Raw genomic sequence first — 15,876 nt, 5'->3', positions numbered from 1 at the left:
CGGGTTAACCACCCGCAATTTTTACTTTAAATTTTAACCCTTCTAAAATAGCTTTTAGTTTGTCGCGGTCATCACCTTGTACTTCGATAACCCCTTCTTTTACTGCGCCGCCTTGGCCCATCTTACTTTTTATTGTTTTAGCTAACTTTTTCAAATCATGCTGTTGTGGATCAAGACCAACAACCAGCATTACACCTTTGCCTTTTCGGCCTTTGGTTTGACGCTCTATGCGAATAGAGCCATCTTTAAATAGTTTTACATCCAGTTCTTTTTCTGGCTTTGGCTGGTCAATTCGCCCCGTTGCTGTTGAATACACTAAGTGACTATCACTCATAATTAACCTACTTAAGATTGAATATAATAATGCGGTAAATAATAACAAATTTGCGACGCAAAGACGTAATTTTTACGCCTCGATTCATTTTTATAAAGTTATAAGCTTAACAATATTGACCTCATTAGGCTTATTAAAAATGCACATAAGTATTTTTAAAAACCATTTTAAATTGGCTAGCACTATAAAAATATCCATGCTACTATTTCGGCATTATAGATGTATGGACGTCCAAATGCTTAATTCTTACTTAGAGCACGCTCAGCTTAATATTGAGCAACAGTTAATTCACGCTGAGCTAGAAAAGCTCGAGCAATATCTAAATAATAATGCTGCACCAGCGGTGCGTTGGGAGTATCAAATTCCTGAGCTAGGTGAAGGAGGGGCATGCAGCTTATTTGGTTACCTACAGGATGAGCCATTTAAACTAAGCGATTATGTTAGCCAAAGTACGCAAACAACTGAAAAGCTGGCGCAACTTCAGTTGATTGTTGACTACGTTATTGAAAATACGCAGCTTGATTGGTACGGCATTTATCAAAATACCGTCACCAATGAAGGTGAGCAGCTATTAAAGCTGGCTTATTTTGGTGCCCCGAGTCGTCCTTTGTTTCCGCTGACCGATGAATTTGCAATGGGCAGTAATAACGTTCAAGTAGCGCTTAGCGGTAAAGGACGCGTAATTAATAATGTTGAACAATATATAGCAGCAGGCGGTGAGTATTATACCTGCGATCCGAAGGTAAAAGCAGAAGCCTGTTTACCGTTATTTAATGCACATCAGCAGTGTGTAGGTATTGTTGATGGTGAAGCCTTCAATACTGAGTTTTTTGATAAAGCGACGCTCGCGTTATTAATTGCGTGCTGCATTAAAATTCCTCACTTTTTAGTGTAAATAACACTAGTCAATCTAGTGAGTTTTTATGTTAAGCTTAGCGCAACAGCTAACCCCTAAATAACGAAGAGATAGTCAATGTTCTCAGTATTAAAACCATTACCAACAGACCCTATTCTTGGCCTTATGGCGGCCTATAAGCAAGATACTAACCCAAATAAGATTGACTTAGGGGTTGGTGTATATAAAGACGAGCAGGGGAATACCCCGGTATTAAAGTCAGTAAAAAAAGCAGAAGCATTTCGTTTAGAAAATGAAATGAGCAAATCTTACATTGGTCTTGCTGGTAATTTAGATTACTGTCAACAAATGGAAAATCTTCTACTAGGTGAACACCCAGCATTATTAGCTAATCGCGTACGCACAGCACAAGCTCCTGGCGGTACTGGTGCACTTCGTGTTGCTGCAGAATTCATTGTACGTTGTAATCCAGGCGCCACTGTATGGGTAACCAACCCGACGTGGGCAAACCACATTAGCTTATTTGAAGCTGCAGGCTTAACGGTAAAAGAATACCCATATTACGATTACGAAAACAAAGATCTATTGTTTGATGAAATGGTTGAAACCTTAACACAGGTGCCTAAAGGCGATGTAGTGCTGCTACATGCATGTTGTCATAACCCAAGTGGTATGGATTTAAACGAAACACAATGGAACACCATTGCAGAACTTGCAAAAGATGTGGGCTTTACACCATTAATTGATATTGCATACCAAGGTTTCGGTTCTTCTTTAGAAGAAGATGCAAATGGTCTGCGTATTTTAGCCAATGCGGTTGAAGAGTTGATCATTTGTTCATCATGTTCTAAAAACTTCGGCTTATACCGTGAGCGTATCGGTGCCTGTTCAATCATTGCAAAAGACAGTGCAACAGCTGATATTTCAAACTCGGTGTTATTAAGTGTGGTACGTAGCATTTATTCTATGCCGCCAGCGCATGGTGCAGACATCGTAAACACTATTTTAAGCAGCACAGAGTTAACGCAGCTATGGCACAGTGAACTTGATGAAATGCGTAACCGTATTAATGGGTTACGTAGTTTAATTAAAGACAGCCTGGCAGCGAAAGACATTGCTCAAGACTTCTCGTTTATTGACCGCCAACACGGTATGTTCTCTTTCTTAGGTATTAATAAAGAGCAAATCGAGCGCTTGCAAAAAGAATACGGTATTTACATTGTCGGTTCTAGCCGTGTTAATGTAGCAGGTATTAGCCAAGCAAATATCAACTACTTTGCTAACGCAGTTGCTGATGTTTGTAAGTAATCAGTAAGCAGCTTTGGCTTTTAAATAATAAAAAAACCGCACACTCGTTGCGGTTTTTTATTGTTTCTATAATGGCTTAAAGCCAGCGAATAGCACCTGAAATACGTTCATTATACATATCAACTGGTGAGCCAAGGCTTGCAATTAGCACGGTATCAGCCTGTTTGCCACGATTTATATGGCCAGCATAGCGAGAGTCATTAAAATCATCAGAGCCAATTTCAAAGATTTGATTATCGCTTGGCACAATAAACACGGTCATAGGCCCAAAGTCAGACTCAAACACTAAATGAATACCTTTCTCACCTTGAAAATCGCAAAAGTTAACATAAGTCACTTTGCCAGGTAAATCACTAATATGGCCGCCAAGTAAAGCCAGCTTTTCATTGACAGTTTGGATGCTAATTTGTTGAGTTTTATTTAACGCATAAATTTCATGGTAAACATGGGCTAGTGCATGCTCACCAGCCGTTTGATTAATACTTTGTTCTTCGCTAAACATAAACGCACTAACTGCAATCACAAACGAAGCTGCCAAAGCCAAATGCATTCGGTCGAACTTAAACCATGAGCGTGCACTAACCACGTTATCCTTTTGCTCAAGTTCATCTGTTCTAGCTTTTTCTTTTAACGAGGTGTTTAAAATAATTCGTTCAGCAAGATTGTCAGGTACAGTAATATCAAGCGCGTCGTCGAGTTGTTTATCGAATGCTTTGCTTTCATTTAAAAATTGTTGCCTGTCGGCACTGCTGTTCGCAAATTCCTGAAGTTCTTTGTCTAGCTCGTTTGGCTGCGCAATTGTGCGGCGACGAAACTCAAGTTCATCCATTATTTTGATGCTCCTTTAAGTTGATCATCATCACGGCTTAATGCCTCTTTAAGTTGATTTTTTGCTCGAAATAAACGCGTCATAACCGTATTTTTATTTAAGTTAAGTATGTCTGCAATTTCATCTCCAGTGCAGCCCATAACCACCTGTAACAACAGCGGCTCCTTGTACTCATCAGCCAATAATGAAATTTGCCGCTGGATAACAGTTTGCTCCATTGCTGTATCTAAGCTATGGCTGGTTTGATCCACTAGTGTGTCGTTATCTACATCACTGTAATCAAACTGTTTGCGCTCAAAGCGTCTGGCATTCTCACGCCTTAAAATGGTCAGCAACCATGGCTTAGCTGCTTTTTGGTCGAGTAACGAATCAAGCGAGCGCCATGCACGCAAAAAGGTTTCTTGCACTAAGTCATCAGCAATAGTCGGATCGTTACATAACCAGTAAGCAAAGCGATAGAGTTCCTTATGATAAACATGAACCAAGGCTTCATAGCGTTGTTGTTTTTCAGCCATATTAATTAAGACCCGATCATTCGATTTTTTATTTCCAAACATAAGCACTTTTTAATTAAAATTATTATAGGCCAAAAAAGTAACTAAGATTCTTATTAAGAATATAGCTCTTTTAACGCAGATGATGACTTAGCTGTGTGCGATTGATGTTTTTTTAATAAACTAACAATCGCTTCTAAATCAGTGCTAGCCGATTGGTTACCGTACAACTGTGCTTGTAAATTATTTACCTGCGCAGTGAACTGCGAGTTGTTTATCATAGCGCATAAATGGGTGAGAGCTCCTACCTTTTTATCTGTTCGAGTTAGCGCGTATAGATTAAGTGCATCGTAAAATGCTTTATTATCATGGCTTTTAGCAAGTATTTGCAGTGTTTTTAAATCTGCTTGCTGATTGCCTCTATGATTTGCTTGCGTCGTTTGTTGCACTTCTTTAGCTGAGCGTTTCATAAAGTAAAGAACCAGGGTCACAATCCATAATATGTAACCTAATACGGCTACAATAATAAGCCATAGAGGCGTACTAGTGTGGCGTTGCACGCTGAGCGCTTGCTGCGTTGGCTCTGCATCCGTGTTGTTTAAAGTACTTTCAACGGGTGTATTTAGTGAGTTTGCTGGCGCTGTGGTACTTGGTGTTACCGTAATTGTGCGCTCTGGTAAAGTTGCGTAACTAATTCGGTTCATTTTGGTGTTATACCAAGGCAGGGTAATTTCAGGCAATGTATAAGTGCCTGGTGTTTGTGGTAGTAGCGCAAATGAGGCGCTTTGCTGTGATACCACTCGACCATCGCGTACTGCATTATTAGTCTCTTTTTCATCTGGGTAGCTGCGAATACCATCTATAGTAGGCATATCAATTTCGGGTAGTTGCTCCTTAGTAACCCCTAATGCGGTAAGCATAATAGTGCGTGTTATTGGCGTGCCGGCCTCAACAGTATTATCGTCTGGTTGCCATTGCTCGGTTAGACTTACTAATTCACTGGGTAACCAATCACCTTGATAATTCTCAGGGATGGGTTTGATTTCAATCTGTTGTTCATCGCCAAGTGCCGACACCTCTAGTTGGCGATAGTTTTGTTGAACACGCCCTTGAAAAACCGGTGCTTCAATGGTGTATGCACCACTTTTTTGCGGCTGAATTAAATAATTACGGGTGATCACTAAATAACGTTTACCGTTAACCAGTTCATAATCTTCACTTTGCTTACCTAGCTGGGTGAGTTGAGCATCTACCATGCTTGGCGTGCTTAAGCTGCCATCAAGTAGCTCTTTAGCTAAGTAAAGTTTAATGGTGTAAACGCCAGCCTCTTGCACAAATAAGCTGTTATTTGTAAGCGAGCTTTTTAAAAATATATCATCATTTTTGCCCGCATCGCTGCTTCGCTCTTTAACCGACAAGTTTATCGGTTGAGAGCTGAGCCCTGCAACACTAAAAGAAGGAATTGTGTATTCGCCGGCTTTGCGAGTCATTAACTTAACAGACCACGATGTTTGTTTTTTAATGCTGCCGTTAATAATGTTGGTGCGGCTACTTAAGCTCATAGGGCCGACTACGAAATCCTTTAACAGCGCTGAAGTATCGGGTTGTTGCCCTTTGATTGAATCATCAACGCTAATATTGAGCATAAAAAACTCACCTGCCAGTACCGGGTTTTTATCTACGCTTGCCTCTAATGAAGTGGCGGCCATTAATGGCATGGCAGTTAATAGCAATAAACAGCAAAATAATCGCATTACCATGATTTTTCTACTCCTGTTGGACGGCGTTGATATTGTCTTTTTTGGGCTTCTAATTGCATTTTGTTTCTTAATAAAATAGCGGGATCGTCGGGCACTTTTCTTAGTAACTGATTTAGTTGCTGTGCTTTCTCTTTTTCTTCATTAGTGAGTTCAGCCGCCTGTGCTTGCATAGCTTGTTGTTGTGCTTGCTGCTTTTGCTCATCAGATGGCGGTTGCTCATTCATTTGATTGGGTTGACTCTGTTGCTCGTCTTGCTGAGGCTTACTATCGTCGTCTTTGTTCTCGTCTTGTTGGTTTTGTGATTGAGCTTGCATGTCAGGCTGATTTTGTTCATCTGACTGCTCACCAGATTGGCTTTGTTGATCTTTTGATTGCTCCGAGGGCTCACCCGATTGCTCCGAGGGCTCACCCGATTGCTGCTCTTCACTGTTTTGACTGTTATCTTCGCTTTTATCTGCGTTATTTTTATCGCCATTTTTTTGCTGATCTTGTTTTGATTTATCTGCATCATCTTGACTTTGATCATCTTGATTTTGCGAATCATTACCTTGTTGGTTTTCTTGGTCTTGCTGTTGCTTAAGTAACTGCTCAACTAACGCTTGGTTATCGGCTGCTTGGGTAAAATCAGACTGCAGTGATTGCGCTTGTTTGTAAGCGTTTATAGCAGCCTCTAATTGTCCGGCTTTAGCCAGTGCATTACCGTAATTGTAATAACCAGTAGCTGATTTATCTTGACTAAATTCGTTCAGAGCGCCTTCAAACTGACCTTGCTGATAAAGTGCAGCGCCTTTGAGAGCGTTGGACTTCGCTTGCGCTGCTTGTTGGTACTCTTGGTTGTTGTAAGCTTCTAATGCACGCTGATCGGTATTTTTAAATAGCGTTGGCAAATCTACTGCATGGGCATTTTGCTGAGGTATAAAGCTTAGCAATAGCACCGCGCCAATAAACGCAGAGCGCCTAAATAAGTATAGAGCTAAGGGCAGTAAAATAAGCAAGCCATAAATGCCAACATCGATTCGCCACAAGGCTAAATTTGGTTTTTCACTTTTTAGTATTTCACTGTTTGCTTGCGGTGAAAAAATGGCAATATCGCTATTACTTGGCTGATAATTAGCGTATTGGCCGCCACTATTCTTTGCTAGTCCTTTGAGTAAAGAACCATTGAGTGTAGGCACTACAATTTGGCCGTAATTATCTTTTAAAAATCCGCCTTCAGGTAACTTTATTGGTGCACCTTGCTCAGTGCCAATACCGTAAATATTAAGTCGATACTGGCTACTGTTAGTAAAGCCACTTATATCACTTTGCTGTTGTTGTTCAATACCATCGGTGATCAAAATAATATCACCATCTAGGTAGCCTGCTTGAGTGAGCAGCTCTTGCGCCATGTCTAAACCTGCCAGCACGTTGGAGCCTTTATCAGGCATAATTTCAGGGCTCAAACTAGGAATAAGATTAGCAAGGGTGGTTGCATCATTGGTCAGTGGAGAAATGGTATAGGCAGTGCCTGCGTAGGCTACTAATGCAGTATCACCTTCTTTAAATAACTCAATCATATCGAGGGCTTTAAAGCGAGATTGCATTAATCGATTAGGAGCAATGTCGGTGCTATACATAGAGTACGACATATCCATTACAATAACGCGGGCACTTTTGCTTTGAAATACAGGGACTTGTTTTTCCTCAAAACTTGGGCCTGCACTAAATATAATGGCTAAACTGCAAAATAACGCAACTAGCCACAGCGGCTGACGAGCTTGATTGTTTGCTTCACTCATAACAAATTGTGCTAAATGTGGCGCAATAAGTGGCGCCGATTGGGCTTTTTTCTTTTTAAGCATGGCAATAAAAAACAGCCCTAGCGCAGGGAGTAGCAGCCATAAAATAGCGGGGCGAATAAACTCAAAATCCATTAGCTTGGCTCCTTCAATGCACGTACTGTTTTTAAAAATGCCATTGCACTTATTAATAGAATGGCCAGTAATAACGGATAATAAAACAAGGCTGTTTGCGGGCGAAAGGTCTGCTCATCGGCACTAATTGGCTCGAGTTTATCAAGCTCTGCATAGATTTGTTGCAACCCAGCGACATCTTTGGCTCTAAAGTACAGACCCCCTGTTTGTTCGGCAATATTTTTCAGTAAACTCTCATCTAAATTGCTGCCCCCAGAGCCCATATTAAATAAACTAAAGCCACGAGGGTTATCTGAGCCGACTCCGATGGTGTACACTTTTATGCCTTCTTCACGAGCTAGTAATAGGGCATCTTCGGGGTCAAGGTTTCCTGCGGTGTTTTGTCCATCTGTTAGTAACACCACAATACGATTACTTTCTTTTTTACTAGCAAAGCGTTTAACCGATAAACCTAAAGCGTCACCAATAGCCGTGGCACGTCCTACTAGGCCAATTTGTGCTTCAGTAAGCATTTTGCTGACGGTTTTTACATCACGGGTGAGAGGTGTTTGCAAAAACGCGGTATCACCAAACAATATTAGCCCAAGTCTGTCGCCTTGACGCTGCTCTATAAAATCGCTAAGCACTGCTTTAACCATAGTTAAACGGTCAACATATTGGCCATTATAAGCCATGTCTTGTTCTGTCATTGAGCCCGATAAATCCACAGCGAGCATAATGTCGCGACCTTCATTAGGCAGCGATATAGGCTCATCTAACCAAGTAGGGTTAGCCGATGCTGTTACTAATAATGCCCATAGCAACCATTCAAGAGTGTTTAACTTACGTGCACTGGGCTCTACATGTTGATTATTTAAATTATGCGATGCAAAACTTGGGATGCGTAAACGTGTCGTTGCATTACTTGCTGCGGGTTTTAATAGCAGTAACGTTAAAGGAAGCGGCAATAATAAAAACAGCCATGGCCAGCTAAATTCAAACATGCAGTGGCTCCTTTAGCTTAAATTGTTTAATAGCTTGGCGAAACTTATCACTGAGTGCCGGTGGTGTTTGTGCTGTGCTATATAGGCCTGAAATTTCATCTTCATTAAAACGAATTGCAGCAAGTTGACTTAGGGTTTTACACCACTTAGCTGTGGATTGCGCTGCTAAGCGTGGATCGTAATAGGTGATCACCAAACGCTTTAAAATAATATGCAATTGCTGCGCTGATTGTTGTTGATTTGCTAATTTAATCGCCTTACGTTTTGGTTTTTTAAATTGATAGTTTTTGTACATAATTATAATTAAGCCACACACTAAGCACAGTGCAATGCTAATAACTACCCACCAAGCAGGGGCTAACGGCCACCAGTCAACGTGAGAGGGAGCAATAATATCGTGAAGGCCATCAAGTGGAGAGGTTTGCATGATTTATCTTCTCACTAATTGCAGTTCCAGCGCAGTGGCTGCATCGAATGATAATAGGTTAAGCCCAGATTTTGTTAAACGATTAATACGCGCGCTAAATGCTTGCTCGGCATTTTTGGCAAATCGTTCTCTAAAACTGTTATCCATCAAAGGGAGGGCAAACTGCTGATTATTAGCACTTACCGTAACCGCTTGTTGGAAAGCAGGTAACTTATGCTCGAAGGGGTCGCTAATATGGCAGCCTATTAACTCACAGTGCCGCGCAAGTAATTCGAGTTGTTTAAAGCTGGCGTCATCTAAGGCGTTAAAATCGGATACGATATAAACCAAACTACCGGGTTTAGCTAAGTGATTTAAACGCTTAAGGTTGTCACTAAAGTTATTACTGGCAGGTTTATCAATATTTTCAAGTGCCTGCTGATGGGCGTCGCATAAATTATGACACAGCTTTAACACGGCCTTTTCACGGGCACTAGGTTTAAGCTCTAAATGCGAGTGCTGATTAAACACAATACCGCCAATTCTATCGCCACGTTGGCAAGCAGACCATGCAACTAAGGCGCTAATATGTGCAGCTTGCACCGACTTTAATAATAATTGAGAGCCAAATAACATGGAGTTTGAAAAGTCGGTAAATACAAATACCGGGCGTTCTTTTTCTTCTTGAAAAAGTTTGGTGTGGGTTTCACCGGTACGAGCCGTGACCCGCCAATCAATAGAGCGTATGTCATCACCGTGTTGGTAATGGCGCACTTCGGCAAACTCCATGCCACGGCCTTTATGCGGCGCCAGATATTGCCCCGCTAAGGTATTTTTTATTCTAACTTTAGGTGCCAGCTCAAGCAGTTGCGCTTTTGCTTTATAATACATCAGCTCTTTAAGCGATAAATTAACACCATGGCTATGACTTAATTTAAGCCATGCCTGAGAATCAAAGTGTGTTTGCATAACTTAAGGTACAGCAACTAGTTCAACAATACGGCTAATAACCTGATCTTTTGTAATACCATCGGCCTGTGCTTCGTAACTTAAAATAATACGATGGCGTAATACATTATGTACCACAGCTTGAATATCGTCAGGCGATACAAAATCACGACCACTTAACCACGCATGAGCGCGGGCACATTTATCTAAAGCAATCGTGGCACGTGGGCTGGCGCCGTATTCAATCCAGCGGCCAAGTTGCTCATCTAAGTTTGCGCCTTCTCGAGTAGCAATAATCAACTGAACTAAGTATTGCTCTAGTGGCTCTGCTAAATACAGACCCAAAATCGCTTTTCTAGCGGCAAACAGCTCTGCTTGCGAAATTTGCTCAAGCACTGGGGCTTCATCATTAAGTGCTTCACCACGGGTTAGGCGTAAAATATCAAGTTCGTGCTCAGCCCCTGGATAATTAATACTTAAATGTAATAAAAAACGGTCTAATTGCGCCTCAGGTAGTGGGTAGGTCCCTTCTTGCTCAAGCGGATTTTGTGTTGCCATCACTAAAAACAGGTCACTAAGTGGATACGTATTTTTGCCCACAGTAACTTGGCGCTCGGCCATTGCTTCTAATAAAGCTGACTGTACTTTTGCTGGTGCTCGGTTTATTTCATCCGCTAATATGAGGTTATGAAATAAAGGGCCTTTTTCAAACACAAACTCACTGGTTTGTTGACGATAAATATCAGTGCCGGTTACATCGGCAGGTAATAAGTCTGGGGTAAACTGAACACGCTGAAACGAGCCTTCAATACCTTTTGCTAAAGCATTAACCGCTCGCGTTTTTGCAAGCCCCGGAGGGCCTTCAACAAGTAAATGACCATCGGCTAATATAGCAATTAAGAGTGCTTGAGTGAGCGCTGGCTGGCCAATAATTTGGGTGTCTAAATACGTTTTTAAGTTTGAAAATGCGTTAGCTGCCATAATAAGTGGACTGTCCTCGTCAGCTTAAATAATACCTAAAGTGGTTAGGTAACAAATACTGAGCTAGTTATAAGGTTTATAAGTGGATAACTCAAGAGTTAGACTGATTTTTTGAAAATAGTTCGTTATTTTTTAACGCTTTTTAGCCTAACACAAAACTTTGTAAAACCTGCTAAAAAAGCCTATTGTATTACCCTTACACAATGTATGTAGTGATTTACAATGGCGCTTTATGATTAATTTACGTTTATCTATTGGCTTTATCACACGGGTTGTTTAGAATCGAGGAAAACATACAGGTCTGACCTGTCAGCGGGAGAGAATAATAAATGTCTGAGCAAAACATACTTAAAACACCAAAAGGCGACCGTATTGCCATTGTAAGCGGCCTACGTACTCCTTTTGCTAAGCAAGCAACTGCGTTTCACCATGTACCAGCATTGGATATGGGTAAGCTAGTAGTTAATGAAATGCTTGAGCGATTAAATTTCGACAAGTCAGAAATCGATCAACTGGTTTTTGGTCAAGTAGTACAAATGCCAGAAGCGCCAAATATTGCACGTGAAATTGTATTAGGTACAGGTATGCCAGTTGGCGTTGATGCATATTCAGTGTCACGTGCGTGTGCAACTAGCTTTCAAGCAATTGCAAATGTTGCCGAATCTATTATGGCAGGCTCTGTAAACGTGGGTATTGCTGGTGGTGCCGATTCATCGTCTGTATTGCCAATTGGTGTAAGTAAAAAATTAGCCGGCAGTTTAGTCGATTTAAACAAAGCCCGTACGCTTGGTCAGCGTTTAAAAATATTCTCAAAACTACGTTTAAAAGATTTATTACCAGTACCGCCAGCGGTTGCTGAGTACTCAACGGGTTTATCAATGGGACAAACAGCTGAGCAAATGGCTAAAACCCATAATATTAGCCGTGAAGATCAAGATGCTTTAGCACATCGTTCTCACTCATTAGCAACTCAAGCTTGGGCCGATGGCAAGTTAAAAGATGAAGTAATGACGGCGCACTTACCGCCTTATAAAAGCTTTATTGAAGAAGATAACAATATTCGTAAAAACTCAACGGTTGAAGGTTATGCCAAGCTTAAACCTGTATTTGATCGTCAGCACGGCTCTGTGACTGCCGCTAATGCAACCCCATTAACCGATGGCGCAGCTGCAGTGTTAATGATGAGCGAAAGCAAAGCCAAAGCATTGGGTTACGAAATATTAGGCTACGTACGCAGTTTTGCGTTTTCAGCCATAGGCGTAGAAAAAGACATGCTAATGGGGCCTGCCCACTCAACGCCAATCGCGCTTGATAGAGCAGGTATTACGTTAGCTGATTTAGACCTTATAGAAATGCATGAAGCGTTTGCATCGCAAACCTTAGCGAATATGAAAATGTTTGCTTCAGATAAATTTGCACAAGAGCACTTAGGGCGTAATAAAGCCATAGGTGAAATTAACATGGATAAGTTTAACGTTAACGGCGGTTCACTCGCTTATGGTCACCCATTTGCGGCAACCGGCGCGCGTTTAATTACACAAAGCTTATACGAGCTTAAGCGTCGTGGCGGTGGTTTAGCGTTAACGACTGCCTGTGCTGCGGGTGGTTTAGGTGCAGCCTTTGTATTGGAGAGTGCGTAATGACAGATTCAGTATTTAATTTAACGGTTGATGATAACAAAATAGCCGTGGTAACCATTGATGTGCCGGGTGAAAAAATGAATACCCTGCGTGACAGCTTTGCTGATGATTTAAAAGCATTATTAGCACAAGCTAAAGAGCATGCAGTGAAAGGTATGGTATTTATTAGCGGCAAAAGTGATAACTTCATTGCCGGTGCTGATGTGAAAATGCTAGACAGCGTTGAAAAACGCGAAGATGCATTAGCTATCAGCGAATTATGCCATCAAGCATTTTTTGATATGAAAAAACTACCGTATACCACGGTTAGTGCTATTCACGGTGCTGCTTTAGGTGGTGGTTTAGAGTTTGCTTTAGCATGTGATTATCGCGTTGGTACAGATAGCGATTTAACTAAAATTGGTTTACCAGAAGTACAACTAGGTTTATTGCCTGGCGGTGGTGGTACACAACGCTTAACTAAAATTGTGGGTATTCAAAAAGCCCTTGAGTGGATGCTAACTGGTAAGCAAATTCGTCCAAAACAAGCTAAAAAAGCCGGTGTATTGGATGATTGTGTTCCACAAAGCGTACTGCTAAAAGTGGCCAAAGAGTTTGCTGCGAAGAAAAAGCCACAAGCTAAAGAGCCTAAACTTGATAAGGTCAGCAAGTTATTAGAATCAAACCCGTTTGGTCGTAACTTTATCTTTAAAAAAGCTAAAGAAAACGTACTTAAAAAAACTGGTGGCCATTACCCTGCGCCGCTTGCGATTATTAAAGCGGTTCGTGCAAGCGTAGAGCTTGATGAAATGAAAGCGTATAAAACCGAAGCCGAAGGCTTTGCTACGTTAGTAATGAGTGATGAGTCTAAAGCACTTCGCGGTATTTTCTTTGCAACCACTGAAATGAAAAAAGAATGGCGCAACGATGACGCACCTGCGATTAGTAAAACTGCTGTGTTAGGTGGCGGATTAATGGGCGCAGGTATTGCCCATGTAAGTGCGGTTAAGGCTAAATTGCCGGTACGTATTAAAGATGTGGCAGAGCAGGGCATAAGTAATGCCATGAACTACACATACAAAATCTTAGATAAACGCCTTAAGCGCCGCATTATGTCAAAAGCCGATATGCAGTTAACCATGAACCGCATTACTGGCACTACGGATTACAGCGGCTTTAAGCACATAGATTTAGTTATAGAAGCGGTATTTGAAGATTTAGAGCTTAAGCAAGGTATGGTTGCTGATGTTGAGCAGCAATGCCAAGCTAATACTATTTTTGCAAGTAATACCTCGTCATTACCTATTTCGCAAATTGCAGCAAAAGCAGAACGCCCTGAAAATGTAATTGGTTTACATTACTTCTCGCCAGTAGAGAAAATGCCACTGGTAGAGATTATTCCTCACGAAGGCACGTCACAAGAAACCATTGCTCGTGTAGTTAATTTTGCACGTAAGCAAGGTAAAACGCCAATTGTGGTAAAAGATATGGCTGGTTTTTATGTAAACCGTATTTTAGCGCCATACCTTAATGAAGCGGCGAATTTAATGCTTGCTGGTGAGCCGATTGAAAAAATAGACGCGGCCTTAGTCGAGTTTGGTTTTCCTGTTGGACCGTTGGCACTGCTGGACGAAGTGGGTATTGATATTGGATCTAAAATTGCGCCAATTCTTGAAAAAGAATTGGGTGAGCGTTTTAAAGGACCCGATGCTTTCTCGCGCATGATTGATTCAAAACGTCTTGGTCGTAAAACAGGGCGCGGTTTTTATGAATACGACAAGAAAGGCAAAAAGGTCGATGAGTCAGTCTATGAGCTACTAGGTGTAACCCCAGCCCCACGTTTAAATAAAAACGAGATTGCTAAGCGCTGTGTTTCACAAATGCTTAATGAAGCGGCTCGTTGTTTAGATGATGGTATTATCGCAAGCCCGCGTGATGGTGATATTGGTGCTATTTTTGGTATTGGTTTCCCACCGTTCTTAGGTGGCCCGTTTAGCTACATGGACAAATTAGGTGCGAGTAAAATAAGCTCTGATATGTCTACATTGGCTAACAGCAATGCCATTTTTGCACCCTGCGAGACTTTGCTTGAAATGGCTGAGAAAGGCGATAAGTTTTATAGTAAAGCAGAACAACAAGACTAATTATTTAATTTTAAAGTAAAAAAGCCGCATTAGCGGCTTTTTTTATGTTTGCTGTAAGTGTTATAGCAAATCGGCAATGGCCTGTTTGTCTTTATCTGGCATGTTGTCGACCACCAAATTGAATGAATTATCAATCATTCGCTCAATTTCACCTTGTGGCACTGAGCCATCTAAAATCACGGTATTCCAAAGGCGTTTATTCATGTGATAGCCTGGAATCACCGAAGGGAAAATATCACGTAATGACTGCGCTTCATCAGGATCGCACTTTAAGTTTAGCCACCAGATCGGTTCGCCATTTTCATCGGTTTCACCCTCATTGCTTAGTGCAAGGGTGGCGAACATCTTATGGTTTACTTTATATACATCAACATCTTTAGCAAAAGGTTGCGTTAGTTTAACTAACGGTTTGTTCATTAAATACGTATGTACAGTTTGTTGGTTCATGAGCCATTCCTTGAGGTCATAATCGATAACTTAACCATAGCAGCTTTTTACTACTAGATAACACGTGTTTCGGTCTAAATTACAGATTTCTAAGTTAATACGATTGCAAGAGGGTAATGGTATCACTTTATTGTTGAACAATATCCGTTTCGTGGTATGTTTCTCGCAATCAAAAAAACAATAGGAATTCACCCATGCCAAAGGCAAGTGATGTTAAAAAAGGGACGGCTATTGATTTTAATGGCCGTGTATTAGTAGTAAAAGATATCGTACGCTCAGTACCACAAGGTCGTGCTGGTGGTAGTTTATACCGTATGCGTTTATACGATGTAGTAACGGGTAGTAAAGTTGACGAAACATTTAAAGACAGCGATATGCTTAACCTTGCTGATTTAACCCGTCGTGAAGCGATGCTGTCGTACATTGATGGCGATGAGTATGTCTTTATGGATAATGAAGATTACACGCCTTACAACTTGGCTAAAGACGCCATAGCGGAAGAAATTCAGTTTGTTAATGAAGAAACCCAAGGTGTGCATGTTATTGTGATTGATGGCGCGCCGGTAGGGCTTGATCTTCCTTCAAGTGTTGAACTTGTTGTTGAAGAAACTGACCCTTCAATTAAGGGGGCTTCCGCTAGTGCTCGATCAAAGCCTGCACGCTTATCAACGGGCTTAACGATTCAAGTGCCAGAGCATATTTCAACCGGTGATCGCATCCGTATAAATACCGCTGAGCACAAGTTTATGGGTCGTGCTGACAAGTAAGCTGTAATGAGAATTGAGAGCCGAGCATGTTAGTTGCTCGGCTTTTTTGTGTCTGAGTAACGGGCAAAGAATGTGTTGCTTTAATTT

15 protein-coding genes are annotated in these 15,876 nt (G+C 41.3%); 5 read left to right on the top strand and 10 right to left on the bottom strand.

The genetic code is table 11. The features are described from left to right. Positions 1-4: 4 nt before the first annotated feature. A complete protein-coding gene (locus AC27JR_RS11080) occupies positions 5-334 on the bottom strand; it encodes an SUI1 family translation initiation factor (protein WP_008114484.1) in 330 nt (109 codons plus the stop codon). 235 nt (positions 335-569) lie between these two features. Here AC27JR_RS11080 and AC27JR_RS11075 point away from each other — a divergent pair, with 235 nt between their 5' ends. Next, positions 570-1,229, top strand: a complete 660-nt coding sequence (locus AC27JR_RS11075; protein WP_487173624.1) for a GAF domain-containing protein — start codon at positions 570-572, stop codon at positions 1,227-1,229. A 78-nt stretch (positions 1,230-1,307) separates the two neighbouring features. Then, positions 1,308-2,498, top strand: a complete 1,191-nt coding sequence (locus AC27JR_RS11070) for an amino acid aminotransferase (RefSeq protein WP_010391325.1) — start codon at positions 1,308-1,310, stop codon at positions 2,496-2,498. A 76-nt stretch (positions 2,499-2,574) separates the two neighbouring features. On the opposite strand, the gene AC27JR_RS11065 is transcribed toward AC27JR_RS11070, so the two are convergent. Genes AC27JR_RS11065 through AC27JR_RS11030 form a run of 8 tightly spaced genes read right to left on the bottom strand, consistent with a single transcriptional unit; the run spans position 2,575 to position 10,812 of the window. Next, positions 2,575-3,327 (bottom strand): DUF3379 family protein, encoded by a 753-nt coding sequence (locus AC27JR_RS11065; RefSeq protein ID WP_010391327.1) that lies wholly within the window; start codon positions 3,325-3,327, stop codon positions 2,575-2,577. Further along, positions 3,327-3,884: a sigma-70 family RNA polymerase sigma factor gene (locus AC27JR_RS11060; RefSeq protein WP_008114493.1), complete on the bottom strand. Its 558-nt coding sequence runs from the start codon at positions 3,882-3,884 to the stop codon at positions 3,327-3,329. The genes AC27JR_RS11065 and AC27JR_RS11060 overlap by 1 nt, the downstream gene beginning before the upstream one ends. Before the next feature lie 53 nt (positions 3,885-3,937). Beyond that, positions 3,938-5,581, bottom strand: a complete 1,644-nt coding sequence (locus AC27JR_RS11055) for a BatD family protein (RefSeq protein WP_487173623.1) — start codon at positions 5,579-5,581, stop codon at positions 3,938-3,940. Next, on the bottom strand, positions 5,575-7,494 hold the full coding sequence (locus tag AC27JR_RS11050) for a vWA domain-containing protein (protein WP_487173621.1): 1,920 nt from the start codon (positions 7,492-7,494) through the stop codon (positions 5,575-5,577). Before AC27JR_RS11050 ends, AC27JR_RS11055 begins: the two co-directional genes overlap by 7 nt. Continuing rightward, positions 7,494-8,477, bottom strand: a complete 984-nt coding sequence (locus AC27JR_RS11045; protein ID WP_055011727.1) for a vWA domain-containing protein — start codon at positions 8,475-8,477, stop codon at positions 7,494-7,496. The genes AC27JR_RS11050 and AC27JR_RS11045 overlap by 1 nt, the downstream gene beginning before the upstream one ends. After that, entirely contained in the window at positions 8,470-8,904 is a 435-nt protein-coding gene (locus AC27JR_RS11040) for a DUF4381 domain-containing protein (protein WP_075170589.1), read from the bottom strand. Before AC27JR_RS11040 ends, AC27JR_RS11045 begins: the two co-directional genes overlap by 8 nt. A gap of 3 nt (positions 8,905-8,907) precedes the next feature. Beyond that, the gene (locus tag AC27JR_RS11035; RefSeq protein ID WP_109875535.1) at positions 8,908-9,852 is read right to left on the bottom strand and encodes a DUF58 domain-containing protein; all 945 of its coding nucleotides are present in this window, start codon (positions 9,850-9,852) and stop codon (positions 8,908-8,910) included. Positions 9,853-9,855: 3 nt separating this feature from the next. Next, positions 9,856-10,812, bottom strand: coding sequence for an AAA family ATPase (locus AC27JR_RS11030; RefSeq protein ID WP_010391346.1), 957 nt, complete (start codon positions 10,810-10,812; stop codon positions 9,856-9,858). A 329-nt stretch (positions 10,813-11,141) separates the two neighbouring features. Here AC27JR_RS11030 and fadI point away from each other — a divergent pair, with 329 nt between their 5' ends. After that, positions 11,142-12,452: an acetyl-CoA C-acyltransferase FadI gene (gene fadI, locus AC27JR_RS11025; RefSeq protein WP_010391348.1), complete on the top strand. Its 1,311-nt coding sequence runs from the start codon at positions 11,142-11,144 to the stop codon at positions 12,450-12,452. After that, on the top strand, positions 12,452-14,575 hold the full coding sequence (fadJ, locus tag AC27JR_RS11020) for a fatty acid oxidation complex subunit alpha FadJ (protein ID WP_487173618.1): 2,124 nt from the start codon (positions 12,452-12,454) through the stop codon (positions 14,573-14,575). Before fadI ends, fadJ begins: the two co-directional genes overlap by 1 nt. Positions 14,576-14,635: 60 nt before the next feature. Here the strand turns inward: fadJ and AC27JR_RS11015 are convergent, their stop codons facing one another. Continuing rightward, on the bottom strand, positions 14,636-15,022 hold the full coding sequence (locus tag AC27JR_RS11015; protein ID WP_008114503.1) for an MmcQ/YjbR family DNA-binding protein: 387 nt from the start codon (positions 15,020-15,022) through the stop codon (positions 14,636-14,638). A gap of 194 nt (positions 15,023-15,216) precedes the next feature. Between AC27JR_RS11015 and efpL the strand changes: the two genes are divergently transcribed. Further along, a complete protein-coding gene (gene efpL / locus AC27JR_RS11010) occupies positions 15,217-15,789 on the top strand; it encodes an elongation factor P-like protein EfpL (RefSeq protein ID WP_024602810.1) in 573 nt (190 codons plus the stop codon). The last annotated feature ends 87 nt before the right edge of the window (positions 15,790-15,876 follow it).

The sequence above is a fragment of the Pseudoalteromonas sp. NH0006-26 genome (assembly GCF_057552415.1).
Note: the sequence above shows the minus strand (reverse complement) of the source record. Positions and strands in the feature narration are given on the sequence as shown.

Bases quoted from the DNA above. Each gene is read 5' to 3' on its own strand.
- AC27JR_RS11015 (WP_008114503.1), bottom strand. From the start codon at position 15,022: ATGAACCAACAAACTGTACATACGTATTTAATGAACAAACCGTTAGTT.
- AC27JR_RS11045 (WP_055011727.1), bottom strand. From the start codon at position 8,477: ATGTTTGAATTTAGCTGGCCATGGCTGTTTTTATTATTGCCGCTTCCT.
- AC27JR_RS11040 (WP_075170589.1), bottom strand. From the start codon at position 8,904: ATGCAAACCTCTCCACTTGATGGCCTTCACGATATTATTGCTCCCTCT.
- AC27JR_RS11055 (WP_487173623.1), bottom strand. From the start codon at position 5,581: ATGGTAATGCGATTATTTTGCTGTTTATTGCTATTAACTGCCATGCCA.
- AC27JR_RS11035 (WP_109875535.1), bottom strand. From the start codon at position 9,852: ATGCAAACACACTTTGATTCTCAGGCATGGCTTAAATTAAGTCATAGC.
- AC27JR_RS11065 (WP_010391327.1), bottom strand. From the start codon at position 3,327: ATGGATGAACTTGAGTTTCGTCGCCGCACAATTGCGCAGCCAAACGAG.
- AC27JR_RS11050 (WP_487173621.1), bottom strand. From the start codon at position 7,494: ATGGATTTTGAGTTTATTCGCCCCGCTATTTTATGGCTGCTACTCCCT.
- AC27JR_RS11030 (WP_010391346.1), bottom strand. From the start codon at position 10,812: ATGGCAGCTAACGCATTTTCAAACTTAAAAACGTATTTAGACACCCAA.
- AC27JR_RS11070 (WP_010391325.1), top strand. From the start codon at position 1,308: ATGTTCTCAGTATTAAAACCATTACCAACAGACCCTATTCTTGGCCTT.
- AC27JR_RS11060 (WP_008114493.1), bottom strand. From the start codon at position 3,884: ATGTTTGGAAATAAAAAATCGAATGATCGGGTCTTAATTAATATGGCT.
- efpL (WP_024602810.1), top strand. From the start codon at position 15,217: ATGCCAAAGGCAAGTGATGTTAAAAAAGGGACGGCTATTGATTTTAAT.
- AC27JR_RS11075 (WP_487173624.1), top strand. From the start codon at position 570: ATGCTTAATTCTTACTTAGAGCACGCTCAGCTTAATATTGAGCAACAG.
- fadI (WP_010391348.1), top strand. From the start codon at position 11,142: ATGTCTGAGCAAAACATACTTAAAACACCAAAAGGCGACCGTATTGCC.
- AC27JR_RS11080 (WP_008114484.1), bottom strand. From the start codon at position 334: ATGAGTGATAGTCACTTAGTGTATTCAACAGCAACGGGGCGAATTGAC.
- fadJ (WP_487173618.1), top strand. From the start codon at position 12,452: ATGACAGATTCAGTATTTAATTTAACGGTTGATGATAACAAAATAGCC.